We start from the raw sequence: 19,941 nt of genomic DNA on the forward strand, positions 1-19,941 counted from the left end.
GTGACCGAATCGGTCGTCAGAGCCGGAAAATGCCTTCGATCACGGTGACGCAGCCGCCCCCGAGGATCACGCGATCGCCCTCCGCGGCGGGCTTCAAGCGGCAGGCGACGCGGCCGCCGCGCCGGCTTGCCTGCCAGGCGGTGAAGGCGTCGCGGCCGAGCCGCCCGGCCCAGAAGGGCGCGAGGGCGGCGTGGGCGGAGCCGGTGACGGGATCCTCGTCGACCCCCCAGGCGGGAACGAAGACGCGGCTGACCACGTCGAAATCGCCTTCGCCGGGGGCGGTGACGATGACCATCAGGTCGATGCCGCGGAGCGCCCGCATGTCGGGCGCCAAGGCGCGGACGGCGGCGGCGTCGGGGAGGAGGACGATCGCGGTCGCCTCGGCGCCTTCACAGGAGAGGAACAGCTCCGCGTCCGGCGCGCCGAGCACGTCCAGCAAGCTCTCATGCGCGCCGGGCTCCACCCGGGTCGCGGGGAGGTCGAGCGTCAGCGCGTCGCCTTCCCGGCCGACAATGAGGATCCCCGCCTCGCGGGTCCGAAAGCGGACCGCCTCCCCATCGATCAGCACATGGCCGCTGGCGAGCGTGGCGTGGCCGCACAAGGCGACCTCGGTCGTCGGCGTGAACCAGCGCAATTCATAGTCCGCATCGCCGGATGTCGGCACGGTGAAGGCGGTCTCGCTGAGGTTGTTCTCCAGCGCGATGGCCTGCATCGTCGCGTCGGGCAGCCAGGCGTCGAGCAGGATCACGGCGGCGGGGTTGCCGGCGAAGGGGCGGTCGGCGAAGGCGTCGACCTGGACGAAGCGAAGGTTCACGGGCGCTTTCCAAACCAGCCGGGGGTGACGTCGGTCTCGACCAGCTTGTTGCCGGGATGGTCGATATGACCCTCCGGGTCGAGGTGGATGAAGACTTCAACGTCGGGAAATTCGTCGGCGATCATCGCTTCCACCTCGTCCATCACGTCATGCGCGGCGCGCACGCTCATCTCGGGCGCGACATACATGTGGAACTGGGCGAAGTCGCGCGATCCGCTGCGCCGGGTGCGGAAATCGTGGATGCCCTTCAATTCGGAATGGGCGGCGGCGAGCGCCAGGAAACGCTGGCGCTTCTCTTCCGGCCATTCCTTGTCCATCAACTGGTCGATCGCATGGCTCGACGCCCGGAACGCGCCCCAAGCGAGCCAGAGCGCGATGGCGATGCCGAACACCGGATCGGCGCCGGTCAGTCCGAGAAACTGGTCGAGCACCAGGGCGGCGATCACCGACAGGTTGAGCAGCAGGTCGCTCTGATAATGGACGGAATCGGCCTGGATCGCGACCGATCCGGTGCGCGCGACGACGCGGCGCTGATAGGCGATCAGCGCGAAGGTCGTGACGACCGCGATCAATGAGACGGCGATACCCAGTTCCGCGTCGGCGGTCGGCTGGTCGGCGCCCAGCCGCACCACCGCGCGCCAGCCGATCGCCGCCGCCGACGCGGTGATCAAAGCGACCTGGAACAAGGCGGCGAGCGCCTCCGCCTTGCCGTGCCCGAAGCGATGATCGTGGTCCGCCGGCGTGGCGGCGATGCGGACGCCGTAGAGGGTGACCAGCGAGGCGAGCAGGTCCAAACCGGTGTCGGCGAGCGAGCCCAGCATGGCGACCGATCCGGTGTGCCAGGCCGCGAACGCCTTGAGCAGCAGCAGGAACGCGGCGACCGCGACGCTGGCGATGGCGGCGGTGGCGGTGAGGCGTCCGTGATTTTCGCGCAGCGCCGTCACGGGTAGAGCAATCCTTCGTCCCAATGCTCGCCGTCGCGGACGAACAAGCGGCGCTCGTGCAGACGGTGGGGACGGTCGGTCCAGAATTCGATCCGATCGGGGAGCAGGCGGTAGCCGGACCAGCGCGGCGGGCGCGGGACGTCGCCGCCCTCGAAGCGGACGCGCAGTTCCTCGTAACGAGCTTCGAAGGCAGCGCGGCTGGCGAGCGGGCGGGACTGGTCCGACGCCCAGGCGCCGAGACGCGAATCGCGCGAGCGGGTGGCGAAATAGGAATCGGCCTCGGCTTCGCTCACCGGCTCGACGGACCCTTCGATCCGGATCTGGCGGCGCAGCGACTTCCAGTGGAACAGCAAGGCGGCGATCGGATTGGCCTCCAATTCGCCACCCTTGCGGCTGTCGCGGTGGGTGTAGAAGACGAAGCCGCGCGGATCGTGACCCTTGAGCAGCACCATCCGCGCCGACGGGCGGCCGAGCGGGTCGGCGGTGGCCAGCGCCATCGCGTCATGGTCGTTCGGCTCCGCGGCGGCCGCCTCGGCGAACCAGGTGTCGAACAGCTTGTGCGGATCGTCGGCCATGGTCCGCCTCTTGCCCATTCACGGGCGCCAAGTCGAGAGATCAGGCCCGCGATCGGGGTAGCGCTTATTGCTATTACCGCCGCCGTCGAACAGATGAGCGCGTGCCTCATCCAGGAATTGAACGAGCCACCGTGGACGACCTTCCCGATCCCATTCCCGCCGCCACCCTGATCCTGATGCGACCGGCCCCCTCTGGCGCTCCCGAGCTGCTGGTGATGGAGCGGACGTCGGCGATGGCCTTCGCGGCCGGCGCCCTCGTCTTTCCGGGCGGGCGTATCGATCCCGACGATCATGATCTCGCGGAACAGATCGGCGCCGGAGTCGATCACGCGGCCGCGCGGATCGCGGCGATACGCGAGACGATCGAGGAGACCGGAATCGCGCCGGCGCTCGATCCGGCGCCGGACGCCGCTTTGGTGACGGAGCTGAGGCGAGCGCTGGAGGCGGGCGCGCCATTCTCGACGCTGCTTGAGACTCATGGCCTGAGCCTCGATCTGTCCGCTCTCACGCCGTTCGCCCGCTGGTGCCCGACCTTCCGCGAAGCGCGGCGGTTCGACACCTTGTTCTTCGTCGCCGACGCGCCCGAAGGGGCCACCGCCACCGCCGCGAAGGCCGAGGCCGTGCGGACTCTGTGGGCGACCGCCGGCGATATCCTCGGCGAAGCCGACGAAGGCCGTGCCCGCATCATCTTCCCGACCCGCCGGAACCTCGAAAGGCTCGCTCGCCTGGGCGGCGTCGAGGAGGCGCAGGAAGACGCGCGGCGACACCGGGTGCGCAAGATCGTCCCCTGGATCGAGGAGCGCGGCGGCGAGCAATGGCTCTGCATCCCCGAAGATGCCGGCTATCCCGTCACCGCCGAACGGCTCGAAACGGCGCGCCGGACCTAGCGCAACTCTCGCGGCGCTCGAGCGTCGCACATTCATGCGACTCCTTCGCGTCCTGAAACTCGTCCTATTCCTCGGCCTGGCCGGCCTCGCGGCTTTGCTCCTCTACGGCTATGCCCGCAACCATCCCGAGGACCTGCCCTGGACGGACCTCGACCTCGCCGAGCCGGTCGGCGCTTTTACCGGCCGCAAGCTCGTCGCGCTCGGCGGTGACGACGCGCCGGCCTGCCGCGCGCTTCTGGACCGCGCCGGCATCCAATTCACCGCGCTGCCCGCGCGCTCGACCGATACGCAATGCGGCTATGACGACGCCGTTCGCGTGACCGGCGGCGCGGTCGATCTCGGCGACCGCCCCGCCGGGCTCGGCACCAGCTGCCCGGTCGCCGCGGCTTTGGCGTTGTGGGAATGGCATGTCGTCCAGCCGGCGGCGCTCGACCATTTCGGACAGAAGGTCGCGGCCATCGACCATCTCGGCAGCTACAATTGCCGCCGTATCTACGGTCGCGCCGAGGGCGATTGGAGCGAACATGCCTCCGCCAACGCCGTCGACGTCGCCGGTTTCCGGCTGGAGGACGGCACCCGCATCGGCATCCTCGCCGACTGGGACGCCGACGGCGCGGAATCGGCCTTCCTGCGCGACGTCCGGGACGGCGCCTGCGACCTCTTCGCCACCGTCCTCTCTCCCGATTACAACGCCGCCCACCGCGACCATCTCCATCTGGACCAGGCGGATCGCGGCGAAATGGGCTGGCGGGCCTGCCGCTAGGCCTCCGCGCACCGATTCACGCCACAAAAGAGGCGAGCCGCCGGAGCGACTCGCCTCTTTGAATCCATCCCGCTCGCGCGGGCGCTCAAGCCGCGATCAGGGCTGGCTCAGATGGTTGGACAGATGCTTGTTCATCTCGAACATCGACACCTTGTCCTTGCCGCCGAAAATCTTCTTGAGCTTGTCGTCGGCCAGGATCTCGCGCTTGTTCTGCGGGTTCTGAAGATTGTTCTTCTTGATATATTCCCACATCTTGCTGACCACCGCGCTGCGCGCGATGTTGCCCGATCCGGTGATCACCGCGAGATCGGCCGACGGCTTCAGCGGCCGCTGCAGCCCGTCAGACCCACCCGACTTCTTGGCACCCGATTTTGGTTCTAGCATTCCGCCCTCCTCATGAATTTCCTCCGATAGAGCGCAAACCGACGGGCATTGCAATGCCCCGCGACGCGGTTCGACGCATGATGAATGCACTTATCCGAAGGGAACCACCCGGTTTCGCGAGTCATGGCCGATATCGGCGGCGCCGAGCCAGGCTATCCCCGCGCGCTCGCACCAGTGCCGGACGATCTGCTCCTCGCTCTCGCCGAAATCGGGATCGTTCTCCGGCACCAGGCTGCACCGGCCGAGGCGGATGCCGGCGACGCGGCGCACGGAAGGGTTGCTCGTGATGTGGAACATCGCCCGGTCGGTACGGTAGCTATATTCCGACACCTCCTCCAGCATCAGCACATGGCCGGCGAGGTCGGGCTCGAGCGGCGTTCCCAGCAACTGGCTGAAGACGGTGATGTTGAAGGCGGCGTGGCGCGCGTCCGCGCGGACATGCGGCTCCAGCGCTTGCGGGGAGCGATCGACCAGCCAGGACAAGGCCCGCCGAACCGCCGCGTCGCCGCCTTCGCGTATCATGTCCTGCGGCATCGGCCCGTGCGCGACCGAGCCGAAGCCCGCTTTGTAGAGGCCGGCTAGCAGGAACCCGGCATCGCTATAGCCGAGATAGGCCTTCGCCCGCGCCGCCGGCCCGAGCCGCGCCAGCACGTCCTCGGCGATGCGGCACGACCCATAGCCGCCGCGGGCGAACCACAAGGCGTCGAACGCCGGATCGTTGGCGACCTCCACGAAGGCGTCGGCGCGGACCGCGTCCTCGCCCGCGAAATGACGGTAGGAGGCGAAGCATTGCGGGTGGAAATGGACCTCGGCGCCCGCCTCCCCGGCCAGCGCCGCCGCTCGTTCCGCGACGGCCCGGTCGATCGGCGTGCTCGGCGCCACCACTCCGATCCTCATCCCCGCTCCTCTTCGTTTGAAATGGCCTCCGCTTCCCAATAGGGCGAGGCAATGAATCAGGCCAAATCCTATTTCTTTTGCGGAATCGGGGGCAGCGGCATGCTTCCGCTCGCCTGCATCGTGCGCGCTTCCGGGGCCGAGGTCGCGGGCTCCGACCGCTCGCTCGATCAGGGCCGCGTCGCCGCCAAGTTCGCCTTCCTGGAACAACGCGGCATCACCCTGTTCCCGCAGGACGGCAGCGGCGTTACGAGCGCCGACCAGCTCCTCGTCACCTCAGCCGCGGTCGAGGAAACCGTGCCCGACGTCCAGGCCGCCCGCCGGGTCGGCGCCGGGCAGGTCACCCGGCCCCAGCTCCTCGCCCGCTTGTTCAACGCGGCGCCGACCGGCATCGCCGTCGCCGGCACCAGCGGCAAATCCACCGTCACCGGCATGATCGGCTGGATGCTCCACGCGCTCGGCAAGGCGCCGACCGTGATGAACGGCGCGGTGATGAAGAATTTCGTCACGCCCGACACGCCCTTCGCCAGCGCCCTCGTCGGCGACGGCGATATCTTCGTCAGCGAGGTCGACGAGAGCGATGGCTCGATCGCGCTCTACCGGCCGCGCATCGCGCTGCTCAACAACATCACCCTCGACCACAAATCCCTGGATGAGCTGCGCGCGCTTTTCCGCGATTTCGTCGTCGGGGCCGACACAGCCGTGCTCAACCTCGACGACGACGAGACCCGCCTCCTCGCCGCGACCCTCCCGCCCGACGGAATCGCCACCTTCGGCTTCACCGACGAGGGCGCCGACCTGTTCGGAAGCGACATCCGCGAGGAGCCGCTGGCCGTCTCGTTCGCCATGGCGGTGCGGACCAGCGGCGAGAGGATACAAGTCCGCCTCGCCGTGCCCGGGCGCCACAATGCGGCCAATGCGCTCGCCGCTCTCTCGGCCATCCGCGCCCTCGGCATCGACCTCGCCCAGGCCGCCAGCGCGCTCGCCGGTTTCCAGGGCCTCCGCCGCCGCTTCGAGGTGGTGGGCACCGAGAACGGCATCAGCGTCATCGACGATTTCGCGCACAATCCGGACAAGATCGCCGCCACCCTCGAAACCCTGCACGCCTTCCCCGGCCGGCTGCTCGTCCTGTTTCAGCCGCACGGTTACGGTCCGCTCGCCAAGATGGGGCGCGAGCTGATCGACGGCTTCGCGCGCCATCTCGCCGCCGAGGACATCCTGATCATGCCCGATCCCGCTTATTTCGGCGGCACCGTCGAGCGCGAGGTCGGCAGCGAGGACATCGTCGCCGGAATTCTCGCCACCGGCCGCGCGGCCGAACATATCCCGGATCGCGCCGCCTGTGCCGAGCGGCTGCGCGCTCTCGCCCGTCCCGGTGATCGCATCATCGTCATGGGCGCGCGCGATGATACGTTGTCGGAATTCGCCGCCGGCCTGCTGGCGAGCCTGTCGGAGGATTGATCCATGGCGACCTACAAGGCGATCGTCGACTGGAAGGCGAAGGGCGATTTCGCCGCCAACCGCTACGCCCGCGCCCATGAATGGCGCTTCGACGGTGGCGCCATCGTCCCCGCCTCCTCCTCGCCCCACGTCGTGCCGGCGCCGCTCTCCGACCCCGCCGGCGTCGATCCGGAGGAAGCGCTCATCGCCTCGGTCTCCTCCTGCCACATGCTGTGGTTCCTCTCCCTCGCCCAGGCCGCCGGTTTCGTCGTGGAAAGCTATCGCGACGAAGCGGAAGGCCGGATGGGCAAGGATGATCGCGGCAAGGTCGCCGTGACGAAGATCATTCTCTACCCGGAAATCACCTTCGCCGGCCGCGCGCCTTCGGCCGGAGAGCTGGACCGCCTTCATCACGACGCCCACGACAAATGCTTCATCGCCAATTCGCTGCGCACCGAGATATTGGTCGCCGCGCGCTAGGCCTGCTATCGTCGCGCCGACCAATGATGGGAGCGGACCATGGCGAAGAAGACGAAGAAGCTTCCGAAGAAGATCGCGGGCGTGAAGATACCCAAGGAATTGCGCAAGGCGGGCGGCAAGGCGGTGACGCTCGCTTCCCGCCATCCGGTGATCAGCGACATCGTCGCCGCCGGCCTGCTTGCCGCCGCCGCCGCGCTGACCGACGACAAGAAGATGCAGGCCGCCGCCGCCAGGCTCGGCGAAGAAGCGGAAGAAGCGGGCCGCAAAGCCGGTCGCGCCAGGAACGCGGTCAAGGCCGCCGCCGGCGCCATCGGGCAAGCATTGCTCGACGAGCTGGGCGACGGCAAGGCGGCGAAGCGCCGCCCCGCGCCCGGGACCGACTGAGCCGCTTCCAAATCCCTCGCCCTGCCTCGCGCACGAATTGCCGGAGCCCCTTCGGCTCCGGCGGAGCGCCGTTTCGGCGCGGCGGGCGGCGGAACCCGCATAGCCGGCCCTTCGTTTCTTCACCGTTCCCACCGCAGGGGAGCATCAATGAAGGAGGCTTTCGATGGCCAACCAAGACAAGAACAACGACCGCCAGCGCCAGCAAGGCACTGACCGCGACAATCAGCGCCAGCAGCAGGAGCAGCAGGGCGGCGGCAATCGCCAGCAAGGCACCGACCGCGACAATCAGCGCCAGCAGCAGGAGCAGCAAGGCGGAAGCAACCGCCAGCAAGGCGGCGATCGCGACAAACAGCCCCAGCAGCAACAGCAGCAGGGCGGTGGGAACCGCCAGCAGGGCGGCGGCAGCGACCGCGACCGCCAGCAGCAATAACAGCGCTGGACCGCTTCGTTCGAAGGAAGCAAAAGCGGATCGCTCTCCTTTGGGAGCGGTCCGTCTTTTTATCCCCGATATCCTATTTATCCACAGGTCGATTTCGCTTGGCGCGACTCGGAAAAGGGTGAGAGCCTTTGCTCGTGGCCGGAACGATCGACCGGAGACGGACGAAAGCTCCCAAGCCATGAGCCAGTGCGAAACGGCACGGATCCCGCAAGGGTGAAGCGCGGCGAAGCACAGGCGGGACGGCGGCGGAAGCCGACGCGAAGCGAAGGACCAGGGCGCGAGCCCGGACCGAAGCGGAACGGAAGCTTTCAAAAACCCTCCCGGTGAAACCGTAGTCCTCGCGACAATGGTTTTGCTACAGGGAAACCGCGCGAAGGCGACTTCTCGCGCAGACCCGAACCGCCCGAGCGAAACGAGCCTTTGCCCTCGGGCATCGGCGACCTGGACTTGGGACAGTGGGGGTTGGTGGCGACACCAGCCCCCATTACGTTTTTTGGGCGCCCGTTCGCGCCGACCTCCGTCTTCGCGCGCGCGATCCACCTGCGGCCAGCCCTTGATGTCGGTTAGGCTTTTGGTGATAGATGGCGCCCATCTTCGGCGAGGGGAGGCGCCACGATCATGTTCAGCAAGGAAAAGAAGGCGCGCGCTCCGGGCGCGGGCAAGGCTCCGGGCCGTACCGACAAGGCGAACGACTCCGCTTTGTCCTTCATCGGCCCCGAAGTGGTCATAAGCGGCGACATCGCCACCGAGGCGCGGCTCCATGTCGATGGCCGGATCGAGGGCGACGTGCGCTGCACGACCCTGAGCCAGGGCGAGGCCGGCACCATCGCCGGCAATATCGTCGCCGAGGAAGCGCGGCTCGCCGGCCTGGTCGACGGCACGGTGACGGCGCGCAACCTCATCCTCGGCCCGACCGCGCGGGTCACCGGCGACGTCGCTTACGAGACGCTCAGCATCGAGAGCGGCGCCCGCATCGACGGCCGCTTCGCCCGCCGCGAATCGGCCGCCGCCGCCGAGCCGCCGAAACTGGTCGTCGCCGCCGGCTGATTTCGGAACCGTCCCGACCCCCGTCGGTTCGGAAGTGATGACGAGGAGCGGAGCGCGCCGGGTTCGATGAGCCTACAGCCCATCTGGGTGCCCTATTGCGGGGCGGCGCCCGCGCCGGCCGAATGGCTGGGGCGGTGGAATTGGGATCCCGTCCTGCTGATCGTGCTCGGGGCTCTTGCCCTTGGCTACATGCTTCGCTTCGCCGCCGTCGAGCCGCGTCGGCGCGCCTGTTTCGGGGCCGCGCTCCTGCTGCTGCTCCTGCTTTTCGTGTCGCCATTCTGCGCGTTGGGATCGGCGCTGTTTTCGGCGCGCGTCGTGCACCACGTCCTGATCGCGACAATCCTGGCGCCGCTGCTGGTCGCCTCGCTGCCGCCCTCCGCGCGCGCTTTTGGTGGCTCGCTCGCGGGCTGGACGGCGGCGCAGGCCGTTATCTTCTGGCTCTGGCATTCGCCCGCGCTGTACGGCTGGGCGCTGGCCGGCGACGCCGCTTACTGGCTGATGCAGCTCAGCCTCATCGGCAGCGCGATCGGCTTCTGGGTGGCGCTCCGCCGGGCCGCGGCGCCGACAGCGGTCGCCGCCCTGCTCGCGACGATGGTCCAGATGGGGCTGCTCGGCGCCCTGATCACGTTCAGCGCCGCGCCGCTCTACGCCCCGCATTTCCTCAGCACCAGCGCCTGGGGATATACGCCGCTGGAGGACCAGCAGCTTGCCGGCCTCATCATGTGGGCGCCGGCCGCGGGCGTCTATCTCGCCATCGCTTTGCTGCTGCTCGGACGCTGGCTTGGGCGCGAGGCGCGGCCGTCAGCGGCGCCATGATCGAGCGGCTTCGCGCCTGGGCCCGGACCCATACCGAGCAGGACCGCTATTCGCCGGTGGGAATCGCCTTCCACTGGGTCATGGCCATCCTGGTGCTCTTCCAGCTCGGCTGGGGCTGGTACACCAGCTTCCTTCCGGCCGGCGGCGACAAGCTTATCGGCTATCAGGTGCACAGCGCGGCGGGCCTTCCGATCCTCATTCTCGCGATCTTGAGGTTCGCCTGGCGGATCGTCATTCCCGGCCCGGTCAACGACGCCGACCGGCAAGGATGGCAGACCCAGATCGCCTATGCGACCGAATATGTCTTCTACATCTGCTTCTTCGGCCTGCCGCTGAGCGGCTGGGCGATGTGGTCGTCGGTGGCCGCGCCGGGGCCGCTCTATCTGGCAGGTTTCATCCCCTGGCCGCAGCTCCCGCTTCAGGAGCTGCCGCTGACGAGCCGCTGGGCGGTGATGGATGTGGCCGAGGACGTGCACCATGTGCTTGTCTGGGCGCTCATGATCCTGGTGCCGCTCCACGTGCTGGCGGCGTTGAAGCACCATTTCTGGAATCGTCACGACGTGCTGCGGGGGATGCTCCCCGAGATACCTGACGAGGAAGATCTCCGGGCAACGCGGCGGCGTATGCCGAGAGGGACGCGATCTCGCGGGGAGTCAGGCGCTGGCTGATGCGAAGCATGACATTGCCCGGATCGTTGCGGCGCTTGCTAAGGCGCCAATTCTCCATCTGCGCGGCGAGGTAGGCGGGGGGCTGGCCGCCGAGCGGCGGATTGGCGGCGCCGAACCCCTCGCCGGCAAGGCCGTGGCAGGCGGCGCAGGGCGGCAGCCCGCGATCGGGATCGCCCGCCACGTAGAGGGTCGGCGCGACGCGGGGCTCCCGCGAAGGCTCCGGCGCATAGGGCATCGCCGCATAATGCGCCGAGACCGTCTGGCGATGGACCGGATCGAGCCGCCCGGCGATCGCCTCCATTTCGGGATGGCGGCGGGTGCCGTTCGCATAGCTTTCGAGCTGGCGGTCGAGATAGCCGAGGCCCAGCCCGGCGAGGCGGGGCGCGCCGGCGCCGTTGCCGCGTCCGTCGAGGCCGTGGCAGGTGAAGCAGGCGTTGGCCGCGCCGGCGTCGCCGCCGCTGAGCGCGATCAGCCGCCCCGTGGCGGTGAACCGGTCGGCGGACGTGCGCTCGGCCGCGCCGCAGCCCGCCAGCGCGGCGGCCAGCGCCAGCGCCGCGAGCCGGCGGCGGGACCGATTGAAAAACGGATTCATGACGGCTCGGGAACCGTCGCCGCCGCGCGTTGGTTCCGGATACGAAACTCCACGCCTCGCGGCGGTCCTGCGACAAGGGGGATTTTTGTCGGCGCTGTATCTTTTCATGCCCTTCGCTTTGCTGCTGGCATCATGCCAGCCGCCGCCCGACGAACGGCACCACATGCCGAAAGCGAGCGCGGCGCGCGGGCTGGACGCCATCGAGCGCGCCGGCTGCGGCGCCTGCCACCTTATCCCCGGCCTCGACTGGCCCGAAGGCAGGCTCGGCCCCTCGCTGCAAGGCTTTGCCGGCCAGGGCCTGATCGCGGGGCGTCTGCCCAACCGGCCGGACATGCTCGCCGCCTTCGTCCGGGACGCGCCGGCTTTGGTCCCTGGAACGGCGATGCCCGCCATGCCGCTGTCGGAAGGGGAGTCGCGCGATGTCGCCGCGTATCTCTACACGCTTGAACTTCGCTGAGCTGCTCGACGGCTGGCCGCCGCCGGTCTTCGATCCGGCGGGACCCTATGCCGGATCGATCAGCCTCCTCGCCTGGGTGCTGCTCGCCATGGCCGCGGCCGTGCTCCTCATCGTCATCGCCGCCTTGTGGATCGCCCTGTTCGGCAAGGACAGGCTGCGCGCCCGGCTCGGCGGCATCCGATTGATCTGGATCGCCGGCATCGCCTTCCCGATTGTCGTGCTCACCGCCCTGCTCGTCTACGGCCTGACCCTCACCCGCAGCCTTACCGCGCCGATCGCAGGCGACGAGATGCGGGTGAGGATCGTGGGCGAGATGTGGTGGTGGCGCGTGGTCTATCTGGACGGCGACGGCCGCGCGCTCGTCCACGACGCCAACGAATTGCACATCCCCGTCGGGCGCCCGGTGGTGCTGGAACTCGAATCGGCCGACGTGATCCACAGCTTCTGGGTGCCGCGCCTGTCGGGCAAGCTCGACATGATCCCCGGCCGGCGCAACGTGATGCGCATCCAGGCCGACGAGGCGGGCGTCTATGGCGGCCAATGCGCCGAATATTGCGGCGGCCCACACGCGCTGATGGGCTTTGCCGTCATCGCCCATGAGGCGGAGGACTTCGCGCGCGTCATGGCGGCGCGGCGCGCGCCCGCGCCAAGGCCGGCCAGCGCCGAGGCCGCGCGGGGCGAAGGTCTTTTCATGTCCGCCGGCTGCGCCGCCTGCCACCGCATCGCCGGCACGCCCGCCAACGGCATGGCCGGACCCGACCTCACCCATGTCGGCTCCCGGCTGACGCTCGGCGCCGGCATCCTGCCCAACAATCGCGGCACGATGATCGGCTGGATCGGCGACAGCCAGGCGATCAAGCCCGGCAACCGCATGCCTCCTTATACGGTTCTCCCGGCCGAGGATTTGCGGGCGCTCGCCGCCTATCTCGAGACGCGAAGGTGAGGTCCGAGACCGGCTTCGACCCGGAGCTCTACAAGCGCTTCCCGACCCGGGAGGAGCGGCCGGAAGGCGAGCTTGAGGAGCTGGAGCGCGTCTGGCGCGCGCCGACGGGGTGGGCGCGGCTCACCGTGGTCAACAACAATTATATCGGCACTTATTATGTCGGCGCGGCCTTCTTGTTCTTCATCCTCGCCGGAATCCTCGCTCTGGTCATGCGGGTCCAGCTCGCGCTGCCGCTGAGCGGCGTGCTGCCGCAGGAGACGTACAACCAGTTCTTCACCATGCACGGCACCTTGATGATGTTCCTGTTCGCGGTGCCGGCGGTCGAGGCGTTGGGCGTGCTGCTCCTCCCCCAGATGCTGGCCGCGCGCGACCTGCCCTTCCCCCGGCTCTCGGCCTACGCCTTCTGGGCCTATTTCGTAGGCGGCCTGTGCTTCTTCGCCTCGCTCTTCTTCGGCCTGGCGCCCAACGGCGGCTGGTTCATGTACCCGCCGCTCACCAGCACCGCTTATTCGCCCGGCATCAACGCCGATTTCTGGCTCCTCGGCATCGGCTTCATCGAGATCTCCGCCATCGCCGGCGCGATCGAGATCATCGTCGGCGTCCTGCTCACCCGCGCGCCCGGCATGAGCCTCGACAAGATGCCGATCTTCGCCTGGGCGATGCTGGTGTTCGCGGTGATGATCATCATCGGCTTTCCCGCCATCATCCTCGGCACCCTGCTGCTGGAGCTGGAGCGGGCGCTCAATTGGCCCTTCTTCGATCCCACGCGCGGCGGCGATCCGGTGCTGTGGCAGCATCTGTTCTGGTTCTTCGGCCACCCAGAAGTCTACATCATCTTCCTTCCCGCCGCCGGGCTCGTCTCGATGATGGTCGCCACCCTCTCCCGCGCGCGCCTCGTCGGCTACCGGCTGGTCGTCCTCGCGCTTGTCGCCACCGGATTCATCAGCTTCGGCGTCTGGTCGCACCACATGTTCACGACCGGCATGCCGACCTTGACGATCGGCTTCTTCGCCGCCGCCAGCATGGCGGTGAGCGTTCCGGCCGGGGTGCAGGTCTTTTCCTGGATCGCCACCCTCGCGGTCGGCAGGCCCCGCCTCAACACGCCGACCCTGTTCCTGGTCGGCGGCCTCGTCACCTTTGTGATCGGGGGCCTGACCGGCGTGATGGTGGCGATGGTGCCGTTCGACTGGCAGGTGCACGACACGCATTTCATCGTCGCCCATCTCCATTATGTGCTGATCGGCGGCATGGTCTTCCCGCTGTTCGCGGCTTTTTATTACTGGACGCCGATGATGAGCCGCCGCGCCTTGTCGGAGCGCCTCGGCAAATGGATTTTCTGGCTGATGTTCGCCGGCATGCAGGTGACGTTCCTGCCGATGCACCTGACCGGCTTCATGGGCATGCCGCGGCGCGTCTACACCTATCTTCCCGGTCGCGACTGGGAGATCACCAACTTCATCTCCACCGTCGGCGCCTTCATGATCGGGGCGGGGGTGCTGTTGTTCGTGATCGACCTCGCCCGCAACTTCCGCTTCACGGTCGGCGACGAAGCCGGCAACGTCTATGGCGGCGGCACGCTCGAATGGCTGCCGACCGGCCTCTATTCGACCCGCAGCATCCCGCTGGTGACAAGTCGCGAGCCCCTGTGGGACGATCCCGGTCTCGCCAAAGCCGCGGAGGAAGGCCGCTATTTCCTGCCCGGCTCGGCGACCGGCCATCGCGAGACGCTCGTCACCAGCCCCATTCGAGCCGAGCCGCAATATCTCCAGATCATGCCGGGGCCGTCGGTCTGGCCGCTGCTGGCGGCCATCTTCACGGCCGGCTTCTTTATCATCCTCACCATCCAGGGCTACGGCATCGCGGTTTTCAGCGGCATATTGGCGATCCTGTGCGTGCTGCGCTGGCTGTGGGAGGCCGACCGTCCGGTGGCGGCCGAGAGCGCGGACATCGGCGCCGGCATCCAGGTTCCGACCTACGTCACCGGCCCCTCCACCCATGGCTGGTGGGCGATGGTCGTCCTGCTCATCGTCATCGGGATGATCTTCCTGATGGCGGTGTTCAGCTATCTCTATCTGTGGGGCATCCATCCGGGCTTCTGGCGCTCGCCGCCCGATCCGCTCTGGCTCGGTCCCATTCTTCTCGGCCATGGCGCCGCGGCCGGCCTCGCTTTGTTCGGGCGATGGATGCTGGCCCGCGAGAAGACCACCCTCTGGACCCCGGGCGTGCTGATCGTCCTCTCCGCCGGCGCGCTCCTCCTCGCGTTCGGCGCCGATTTCTACAGCTGGCGCGTCACGGGCCTGGCTCCCGACGCGAGCGGGCAAGGCGCGACCGTCTACGCCTTCCTGTCGATGCAGGGCCTCCTCACGGCCATCGCGGCGCTGATGGCGGCATTCCTTTCCGCTCGCAACAGCCGCGGGCTGATCGTCCGGCCGCGCAACAACAGCTACGATCTCATCGTCCTCTTCATCGCCTATACGGCGGCACAGGGCGCGATCTCGGCGCTGCTCGCCCGCTTGTTCCCGGGGGCGCTGTAGCGATGCGCGCCTGGGCCTTCCTGCTCGGCGGGATGATCGTGTGGACGGCGCATTTCTTCTTGCTTTACATAATCGCCAGCATCTTCCTCGACACTTTTCTCGCGCGGGTGCTCACCATCATCATCACCCTCGCCTGCCTCGCCGCCGACGGCGCTCTCCTGGTACGCGCCGCGCGCCTGCTCCGCGGCGGACGGACCGACGAAGTCGCGGGCTGGATGGCCTCGTTCGCCGGCCTCCTTGCCGCCCTCTCGCTCGTCGCGGTGCTCTGGCAGGGCCTGCCGGCGTTGCTGGCCTGACAAGAAACGGCGGACCCGGCGAACGACCCGTCGCGCGGCGGATAATTTCATGTTCCGCGCGCTGGTTAACCCCGCTTTAGCCCCTTGCCCCCTAGCTGGAGCGACACCAACGAACGGGCGGACCATGCCGAGACGAATCAAGGCGCTGATGGATCAATTGGAGAGCGAGGTCGGCCGCTTCGCCGCGACCAACGAACGCATTGCCAAGCAGACCAATTTCCTCGCGCTGAACGCCACCATCGAGGCGGCGCGATCGGGTGAGGCCGGTCGCGGATTCGCGGTCGTCGCGCAGGAGGTGAAGGCGCTCGCCGGCCAGGCCCGGGCCGCCTCCAACGATTTCCGCGCGCTCGTCATCGACCGGCTCAAGACCGGATCCGACATCGCCGACAGCCTCGTCGACGACATCGAGGGCAGCCGTCTCGCCGAATTCGCCTTCGCCACCGTTCAGGCCTTCGCCCGCGCCGTCTATTCACGCAGCACCGACATCCGCATCCTCGCCACCGACGAGGATATCGTCGCGGCGGTTCGCGATCCCGACGACGGCGTCAGGGTCGCCAAGGCCGAGGACCGGCTGCGCGCCGCCATGCGTTTCTCGCCCCATTATCTCAACGCCCTGTTCGCCACCCGCGCTGGCCGGGTGATCGGATCGGCCGATCCGAGGAGCGCTCTGCTCGGCGTCGATGTCGGCGGCGAGCCGCAATTCGCCAGGGTTATCGAGAGCCGCTCGGTCGACGACTGGTTCACCGACGCCGTCTGGGAGAATCCCTATTCGGCGGGGCGCCAGGTGCTGATCTTCGCCTGCGGAATCCGCTCGCTGGACCGGGACGGCAATCCGGCGGACGGCTGCCTCTATCTGGAATATGACTGGCAGCGCAACGCCGCCGAGCAGCTCGCCACCCAGCTCGCCGCCGCCGACAAGGAGCTGCGCAGCGCCACCATCCGTATCATGGAGCATGGCGGCCGGATCGTCGCCTCGACCGCGCCGGGCGAGTTCGACAAACATTATGCTCTGCCCCCGGACCGCGCTCCGCGCGGCACCTTGTCGCAGAGCGACCGCGTCGTCGCTTATGCCGACGCCGACGACCGGGGCGGCCGCAACTCGCTCAATCTCACCTGCGTCGTCGAGCATGCGATCGCGCCGGGCGGCGTGGCGGACAGCCTGGCGGCCTGATCAGCCGATCGCCAGCAGGCGGATCAGCAGGAAGGCGACCAGGCCGAGCACGAGCAGCGACAGCGTCACCACGACGGTAACGCGCGCGCCCGTCCTGGCGACGGTGCGCAAATCCACGCCCAGCCCCAGCGCCGCCATCGACAGGATGGTGAGGCCGGTGGCGAGCGTCGAGACCGGCTCCAGCGCCGCCTCGGGAATGAATCCGGCCGAGCGCGCCGCGGCGAGCGCCAGGAAGCCGAGGATGAACCAAGGCACGAGCTGGCCAAGCGGCGGCCGCCGCCTCTGCGTTGCCGCGCCGCTTTCCTGCGCGAGGCGATGCGCGAACAGCGACAAAGCGAGCACGACCGGCCCCAGCATCAGCACCCGGATCAGCTTCACCACCGTCCCGACCTGGGCCGACAGAGAGCTGATCGGCGCCGCCGCGGCCAGCACCTGCGGCACCGCATAGACGGTCAGCCCGGCCAGCACGCCATAGGCATGAGGCGTCATGCCGAGCAGGATGGCGATCAGCGGCAGGATGAGGACCATCAAGACGCCGAGCGCGGCGGTGAAGGCGATCGAGGCGGCGACGTCCTGGCTCCGCGCCCCGATCACCGGAGCGACGGCGGCGATGGCCGAATTGCCGCAGATCGAGTTTCCGCAGGCGATCAGCACCGCCATGCGGCGCGGCAGGCCGAACAGGCGGCCGAGGCCGTAGCTCGCCGCCAGGCTGATTGCGACGACGCCGGCGATGCCGCCAACCAACGCCGGACCGGCCGCGGCGACGGCCTGGGCGCTGAGCGTCGCCCCGAGCAGCACGACGGCGAGTTCGAGCAGGAATTTGGCGCTGAACCGGATTCCCGGCTGCCAGCGCTCGCCGGGCGTCCAGACGACCCTGGCCGCCGTCCCGATCAGGATGGCGATCACCAGCGCCTCGATCCAGGCGCGCCCGAACAGACCCGTCTCGACCCGTTCGAGCGCGAGCGCCGCGACTCCGATCGCCGCGCACAACGCCACGCCCGGCGCCAGCGCGACGACCGACCGCCCACCGGGCCGGGCTCCCTCCCCCTCGAATGCCGAAACCATGCGCGCTTATCGGGCCTCAAGCCCGACATTCCAATCCCCTCCACGCTCGACGGCGATGGGACCGGATGCGCCCGCCAGGCCCTTGAAGCAAAAGCGACACATGGCGCTGCTAAGGGTCCCGCCGACGATCAGGAGGAGCAACAAGGATGCGGGTATCGGATATAGTCAAAGGGTTGGCGGATATCGTCCTGCTTCTCCTGAAACTGGCCGCCTGCCTTTGTATCCTCCTCGCCGACCGTCTCGGGCTCGTCGCGCAGACCGGGATCGGCTCGCGCAGCCGTCAGGCCGGGACCGATTCGCGCGACCCCGCCTCGCTCGCCTGACGAGCGGGCTCGGGGCCGCCGATCCGCGCCAGCCCGGCTTCGAACTGCCTGGCGCTCGCTTCCCAGCTGAAGCCGCGTCCGTATGCGGCGCAGGCGGCCCGGTCGCAGGCCAGCGCCCCCGCAATAGCCTGGTCCAGATCCTCGTTCATGACCCCGACGCCCTCGCGCAGAACGTCGCGCGGTCCGGAAACCGGATAAGCGGCGACCGGCGTGCCGCAGGCGAGCGCTTCGATCATCACCAGCCCGAACGTGTCCGTCCGGCTCGGAAAAACGAACACGTCCGCGCTTGCATAAGCGGAGGCGAGCGCGGAGCCGTGCAGCGCCCCCGCGAACGACACATCGGGGTAGCGCCGCCTGAGCGCGCCCAGGGCTGGCCCGTCGCCCACCACGACTTTGCTGCCTGGATGGCGGGTGGCGAGGAACGCCTCGATATTCTTCTCGATCGCGACCCGTCCAACGTAGAGCTGAACCGGTCGCTTCAGGCCGGACAGCGCCGGATGTGGCGCTATGTCGGGGCGAAAGCGATCCAGATCGACCCCTCTGCCCCACGGGAGAGTCCGATGAATGCCATGCGCGGCGAGCTGCCGGGCGACGCTCGGTGTCGATACCAGCACCGCCCGCGCCGGGCGGTGAAACCAGCTGATGTAGCGCCAGAACCAATCCGCCGGCAGGCCGGTTCGCGCCGCGAGATAATCCGGAAACTGGGTATGATAAGCGGTGGTGAAGGCGAGTTCGTGATCGAGGCACCAGCGGCGCGCCGCCACCCCCAGCGGACCCTCGGTCGCGATATGGATCGCGTCCGGCACGATCGCGTCGATGGCCTGCCCCACCCGCCGCCGGCCGGCCAAAACGAGCCTGATCTCGGGATAGGTCGGGCAGGGCAGCGACGCGAACTGGTCGGGGGCGATGACGCTTACCTCGTGTCCCGCCTTTTCCAACTCGCCGAGCACCGCCCGCAGGGTGCGGACGACCCCGTTCACCTGCGGCTCCCAGGCGTCGGTGACGATCGCAATCCGCATCAGGCGGCGGCCCTGACCGACGCCGTCGCGCACCTCGCGGCGATCTCGTCCGCCCAGTGGAGGATTTCCATCCTTCCATCATAATGCTCGACCAAGGCGGTGCATCCTTCCACCCAGTCGCCGTCATTATAATAAGTGATGCCGTCGAAATCGCGTTCCTCGGCGGTGTGGACATGGCCGCAGACGACGCCGTCGACCTTGCGCGCTCGCGCCTCGTGCGCGACCGCCTGCTCGAAGCGGGAGATGAATTCTACCGCGTTCTTGACCTTGCGCTTGGGGTGCTTGCTGAGCGACCAGTAAGGCAGGTCGAAGCGGCGGCGGACGCCGTTCACGACGACGTTCAGCTTCATCAGGAATTCGTAAGCCGCGTCGCCCGCGAAGGCGAGCCAACGATGGCCCATCACGACCGCGTCGAACTCGTCGCCATGGAGCACGAGCAACTGGCGGCCGTCGGCGGTGCGATGAATGGCTTTGTCGCGGATCTGGACGCCGCCGAAATTCATGCCCGCATATTGGCGGAACATCTCGTCATGATTGCCGGGTATGTAGATCACCTCGGTCCCGCGCTTGGCGCGCTTCATCACCCGGCTGACGATCGCGTTGTGGCGCTCCGGCCAGTAATAGCGTTTCTTCATCCGCCAGCCGTCGATGATATCGCCGACCAGATAAAGCGTATCGGAGTCGACATGGTCGAGGAAGTCGATCAGCAGCCGGTCGTTGCATCCGCGCGTGCCGAGGTGCACGTCGGAAATCCAGATTGTCCGGTAGCGCCGCCTTGGGCTGCCGGACGGCCCGACGCTCTTGTCTATCTTGGAGATGCACTTGCGAAGCCGCTCCGACGCTCCGGCCTCGGCGATCCCCGCGCCCTTAATTCTTGCATGAACAGTCACTTGCGCCTCCCCAATTCGGGTCTGGCTACGAGCGTGTATCTTGGAAATGTTACACGACGAATCGCGGGCGGCGAACAAGTCCCTGGTCAGCCGCAACCCATCGGCCGGACGTGCTC

Annotated in this window: 22 protein-coding genes and 1 pseudogene; 14 read left to right on the forward strand and 9 right to left on the reverse strand. The window is 68.2% G+C overall.

The window, feature by feature from the left end; translation table 11 throughout:
- Positions 1-16 precede the first annotated feature (16 nt).
- Genes ACFQRC_RS06420 through pdxH form a run of 3 tightly spaced genes read right to left on the reverse strand, consistent with a single transcriptional unit; the run spans position 17 to position 2,351 of the window.
- Positions 17-814: a PhzF family phenazine biosynthesis protein gene (locus tag ACFQRC_RS06420; RefSeq protein ID WP_379959081.1), complete on the reverse strand. Its 798-nt coding sequence runs from the start codon at positions 812-814 to the stop codon at positions 17-19.
- Entirely contained in the window at positions 811-1,758 is a 948-nt protein-coding gene (locus ACFQRC_RS06425) for a cation diffusion facilitator family transporter (protein ID WP_379959083.1), read from the reverse strand. The genes ACFQRC_RS06420 and ACFQRC_RS06425 overlap by 4 nt, the downstream gene beginning before the upstream one ends.
- The gene (gene pdxH, locus ACFQRC_RS06430) at positions 1,755-2,351 is read right to left on the reverse strand and encodes a pyridoxamine 5'-phosphate oxidase (RefSeq protein ID WP_379959086.1); all 597 of its coding nucleotides are present in this window, start codon (positions 2,349-2,351) and stop codon (positions 1,755-1,757) included. The genes ACFQRC_RS06425 and pdxH overlap by 4 nt, the downstream gene beginning before the upstream one ends.
- A gap of 113 nt (positions 2,352-2,464) precedes the next feature.
- Between pdxH and ACFQRC_RS06435 the strand changes: the two genes are divergently transcribed.
- Both ACFQRC_RS06435 and ACFQRC_RS06440 read left to right on the forward strand, forming a co-directional pair.
- On the forward strand, positions 2,465-3,220 hold the full coding sequence (locus ACFQRC_RS06435; RefSeq protein WP_379959089.1) for a hypothetical protein: 756 nt from the start codon (positions 2,465-2,467) through the stop codon (positions 3,218-3,220).
- Positions 3,221-3,254: 34 nt separating this feature from the next.
- The gene (locus tag ACFQRC_RS06440; protein WP_379959092.1) at positions 3,255-3,983 is read left to right on the forward strand and encodes an extensin family protein; all 729 of its coding nucleotides are present in this window, start codon (positions 3,255-3,257) and stop codon (positions 3,981-3,983) included.
- A 96-nt stretch (positions 3,984-4,079) separates the two neighbouring features.
- On the opposite strand, the gene ACFQRC_RS06445 is transcribed toward ACFQRC_RS06440, so the two are convergent.
- Together ACFQRC_RS06445 and ACFQRC_RS06450 are read right to left on the reverse strand one after the other, a co-directional pair.
- On the reverse strand, positions 4,080-4,367 hold the full coding sequence (locus tag ACFQRC_RS06445; RefSeq protein WP_379959094.1) for an SWIB/MDM2 domain-containing protein: 288 nt from the start codon (positions 4,365-4,367) through the stop codon (positions 4,080-4,082).
- A 90-nt stretch (positions 4,368-4,457) separates the two neighbouring features.
- Positions 4,458-5,264, reverse strand: a complete 807-nt coding sequence (locus ACFQRC_RS06450; RefSeq protein ID WP_379959096.1) for an LD-carboxypeptidase — start codon at positions 5,262-5,264, stop codon at positions 4,458-4,460.
- Positions 5,265-5,315: 51 nt separating this feature from the next.
- On the opposite strand from ACFQRC_RS06450, the gene murC reads away from it, so the two are divergent.
- The 7 genes from murC (at position 5,316) to ACFQRC_RS06485 (ending at position 10,535) form a co-directional block, all read left to right on the forward strand.
- Positions 5,316-6,722, forward strand: coding sequence for a UDP-N-acetylmuramate--L-alanine ligase (gene murC, locus ACFQRC_RS06455; protein ID WP_379959098.1), 1,407 nt, complete (start codon positions 5,316-5,318; stop codon positions 6,720-6,722).
- 3 nt (positions 6,723-6,725) lie between these two features.
- Positions 6,726-7,181, forward strand: a complete 456-nt coding sequence (locus ACFQRC_RS06460; protein WP_379959100.1) for an OsmC family protein — start codon at positions 6,726-6,728, stop codon at positions 7,179-7,181.
- 39 nt (positions 7,182-7,220) lie between these two features.
- The gene (locus ACFQRC_RS06465; protein WP_379959102.1) at positions 7,221-7,565 is read left to right on the forward strand and encodes a hypothetical protein; all 345 of its coding nucleotides are present in this window, start codon (positions 7,221-7,223) and stop codon (positions 7,563-7,565) included.
- Positions 7,566-7,728: 163 nt separating this feature from the next.
- Entirely contained in the window at positions 7,729-7,995 is a 267-nt protein-coding gene (locus ACFQRC_RS06470) for a hypothetical protein (protein WP_379959104.1), read from the forward strand.
- A gap of 627 nt (positions 7,996-8,622) precedes the next feature.
- Positions 8,623-9,051, forward strand: coding sequence for a polymer-forming cytoskeletal protein (locus ACFQRC_RS06475; protein ID WP_379959107.1), 429 nt, complete (start codon positions 8,623-8,625; stop codon positions 9,049-9,051).
- 66 nt (positions 9,052-9,117) lie between these two features.
- Entirely contained in the window at positions 9,118-9,867 is a 750-nt protein-coding gene (locus ACFQRC_RS06480; protein ID WP_379959110.1) for a cytochrome c oxidase assembly protein, read from the forward strand.
- Positions 9,864-10,535 carry a cytochrome b gene (locus tag ACFQRC_RS06485; protein ID WP_379959113.1) on the forward strand — a complete coding sequence of 224 codons (672 nt, stop codon included), beginning with the start codon at positions 9,864-9,866 and terminating at the stop codon, positions 10,533-10,535. Before ACFQRC_RS06480 ends, ACFQRC_RS06485 begins: the two co-directional genes overlap by 4 nt.
- 13 nt (positions 10,536-10,548) lie before the next feature.
- Here the strand turns inward: ACFQRC_RS06485 and ACFQRC_RS06490 are convergent.
- A pseudogene (locus ACFQRC_RS06490) lies at positions 10,549-11,328 on the reverse strand (c-type cytochrome); the annotation flags it as partial.
- On the opposite strand from ACFQRC_RS06490, the gene ACFQRC_RS06495 reads away from it, so the two are divergent.
- The 5 genes from ACFQRC_RS06495 (at position 11,213) to ACFQRC_RS06515 (ending at position 16,528) form a co-directional block, all read left to right on the forward strand.
- Entirely contained in the window at positions 11,213-11,584 is a 372-nt protein-coding gene (locus ACFQRC_RS06495; protein WP_379960433.1) for a c-type cytochrome, read from the forward strand. The pseudogene ACFQRC_RS06490 and the gene ACFQRC_RS06495 sit on opposite strands and share 116 nt — an antisense overlap.
- Positions 11,547-12,527: a cytochrome c oxidase subunit II gene (coxB, locus tag ACFQRC_RS06500; protein ID WP_379959116.1), complete on the forward strand. Its 981-nt coding sequence runs from the start codon at positions 11,547-11,549 to the stop codon at positions 12,525-12,527. The genes ACFQRC_RS06495 and coxB overlap by 38 nt, the downstream gene beginning before the upstream one ends.
- A complete protein-coding gene (locus tag ACFQRC_RS06505; RefSeq protein ID WP_379959119.1) occupies positions 12,524-15,061 on the forward strand; it encodes a cbb3-type cytochrome c oxidase subunit I in 2,538 nt (845 codons plus the stop codon). Before coxB ends, ACFQRC_RS06505 begins: the two co-directional genes overlap by 4 nt.
- A gap of 2 nt (positions 15,062-15,063) precedes the next feature.
- Complete coding sequence (locus ACFQRC_RS06510; protein WP_379959122.1) at positions 15,064-15,357, forward strand: hypothetical protein; 294 nt, start codon at positions 15,064-15,066, stop codon at positions 15,355-15,357.
- A 124-nt stretch (positions 15,358-15,481) separates the two neighbouring features.
- Positions 15,482-16,528, forward strand: coding sequence for a methyl-accepting chemotaxis protein (locus ACFQRC_RS06515; protein WP_379959125.1), 1,047 nt, complete (start codon positions 15,482-15,484; stop codon positions 16,526-16,528).
- On the opposite strand, the gene ACFQRC_RS06520 is transcribed toward ACFQRC_RS06515, so the two are convergent.
- From ACFQRC_RS06520 to ACFQRC_RS06530, 3 genes are all read right to left on the reverse strand, one after another.
- The gene (locus tag ACFQRC_RS06520) at positions 16,529-17,593 is read right to left on the reverse strand and encodes a YeiH family protein (protein ID WP_379959127.1); all 1,065 of its coding nucleotides are present in this window, start codon (positions 17,591-17,593) and stop codon (positions 16,529-16,531) included.
- Between the two features lie 280 nt (positions 17,594-17,873).
- The gene (locus ACFQRC_RS06525; RefSeq protein ID WP_379959129.1) at positions 17,874-18,968 is read right to left on the reverse strand and encodes a glycosyltransferase family 4 protein; all 1,095 of its coding nucleotides are present in this window, start codon (positions 18,966-18,968) and stop codon (positions 17,874-17,876) included.
- A complete protein-coding gene (locus tag ACFQRC_RS06530; RefSeq protein ID WP_379959131.1) occupies positions 18,935-19,825 on the reverse strand; it encodes a UDP-2,3-diacylglucosamine diphosphatase in 891 nt (296 codons plus the stop codon). The genes ACFQRC_RS06525 and ACFQRC_RS06530 overlap by 34 nt, the downstream gene beginning before the upstream one ends.
- Between the last annotated feature and the right edge of the window lie 116 nt (positions 19,826-19,941).

The sequence above is a fragment of the Enterovirga sp. GCM10030262 genome, from assembly GCF_042666435.1.
Classification (GTDB): domain Bacteria; phylum Pseudomonadota; class Alphaproteobacteria; order Sphingomonadales; family Sphingomonadaceae; genus Allosphingosinicella.

What these genes read in the sequence shown, in the direction of transcription:
- ACFQRC_RS06475 (WP_379959107.1), top strand. Translation starts at nt 8,623, where the DNA reads ATGTTCAGCAAGGAAAAGAAGGCGCGCGCTCCGGGCGCGGGCAAGGCT.
- ACFQRC_RS06515 (WP_379959125.1), top strand. Translation starts at nt 15,482, where the DNA reads ATGCCGAGACGAATCAAGGCGCTGATGGATCAATTGGAGAGCGAGGTC.
- ACFQRC_RS06520 (WP_379959127.1), bottom strand. Translation starts at nt 17,593, where the DNA reads ATGGTTTCGGCATTCGAGGGGGAGGGAGCCCGGCCCGGTGGGCGGTCG.
- ACFQRC_RS06450 (WP_379959096.1), bottom strand. Translation starts at nt 5,264, where the DNA reads ATGAGGATCGGAGTGGTGGCGCCGAGCACGCCGATCGACCGGGCCGTC.
- ACFQRC_RS06440 (WP_379959092.1), top strand. Translation starts at nt 3,255, where the DNA reads ATGCGACTCCTTCGCGTCCTGAAACTCGTCCTATTCCTCGGCCTGGCC.
- ACFQRC_RS06445 (WP_379959094.1), bottom strand. Translation starts at nt 4,367, where the DNA reads ATGCTAGAACCAAAATCGGGTGCCAAGAAGTCGGGTGGGTCTGACGGG.
- ACFQRC_RS06480 (WP_379959110.1), top strand. Translation starts at nt 9,118, where the DNA reads ATGAGCCTACAGCCCATCTGGGTGCCCTATTGCGGGGCGGCGCCCGCG.
- ACFQRC_RS06470 (WP_379959104.1), top strand. Translation starts at nt 7,729, where the DNA reads ATGGCCAACCAAGACAAGAACAACGACCGCCAGCGCCAGCAAGGCACT.
- pdxH (WP_379959086.1), bottom strand. Translation starts at nt 2,351, where the DNA reads ATGGGCAAGAGGCGGACCATGGCCGACGATCCGCACAAGCTGTTCGAC.
- murC (WP_379959098.1), top strand. Translation starts at nt 5,316, where the DNA reads ATGAATCAGGCCAAATCCTATTTCTTTTGCGGAATCGGGGGCAGCGGC.
- ACFQRC_RS06465 (WP_379959102.1), top strand. Translation starts at nt 7,221, where the DNA reads ATGGCGAAGAAGACGAAGAAGCTTCCGAAGAAGATCGCGGGCGTGAAG.
- coxB (WP_379959116.1), top strand. Translation starts at nt 11,547, where the DNA reads ATGTCGCCGCGTATCTCTACACGCTTGAACTTCGCTGAGCTGCTCGAC.
- ACFQRC_RS06510 (WP_379959122.1), top strand. Translation starts at nt 15,064, where the DNA reads ATGCGCGCCTGGGCCTTCCTGCTCGGCGGGATGATCGTGTGGACGGCG.
- ACFQRC_RS06460 (WP_379959100.1), top strand. Translation starts at nt 6,726, where the DNA reads ATGGCGACCTACAAGGCGATCGTCGACTGGAAGGCGAAGGGCGATTTC.
- ACFQRC_RS06485 (WP_379959113.1), top strand. Translation starts at nt 9,864, where the DNA reads ATGATCGAGCGGCTTCGCGCCTGGGCCCGGACCCATACCGAGCAGGAC.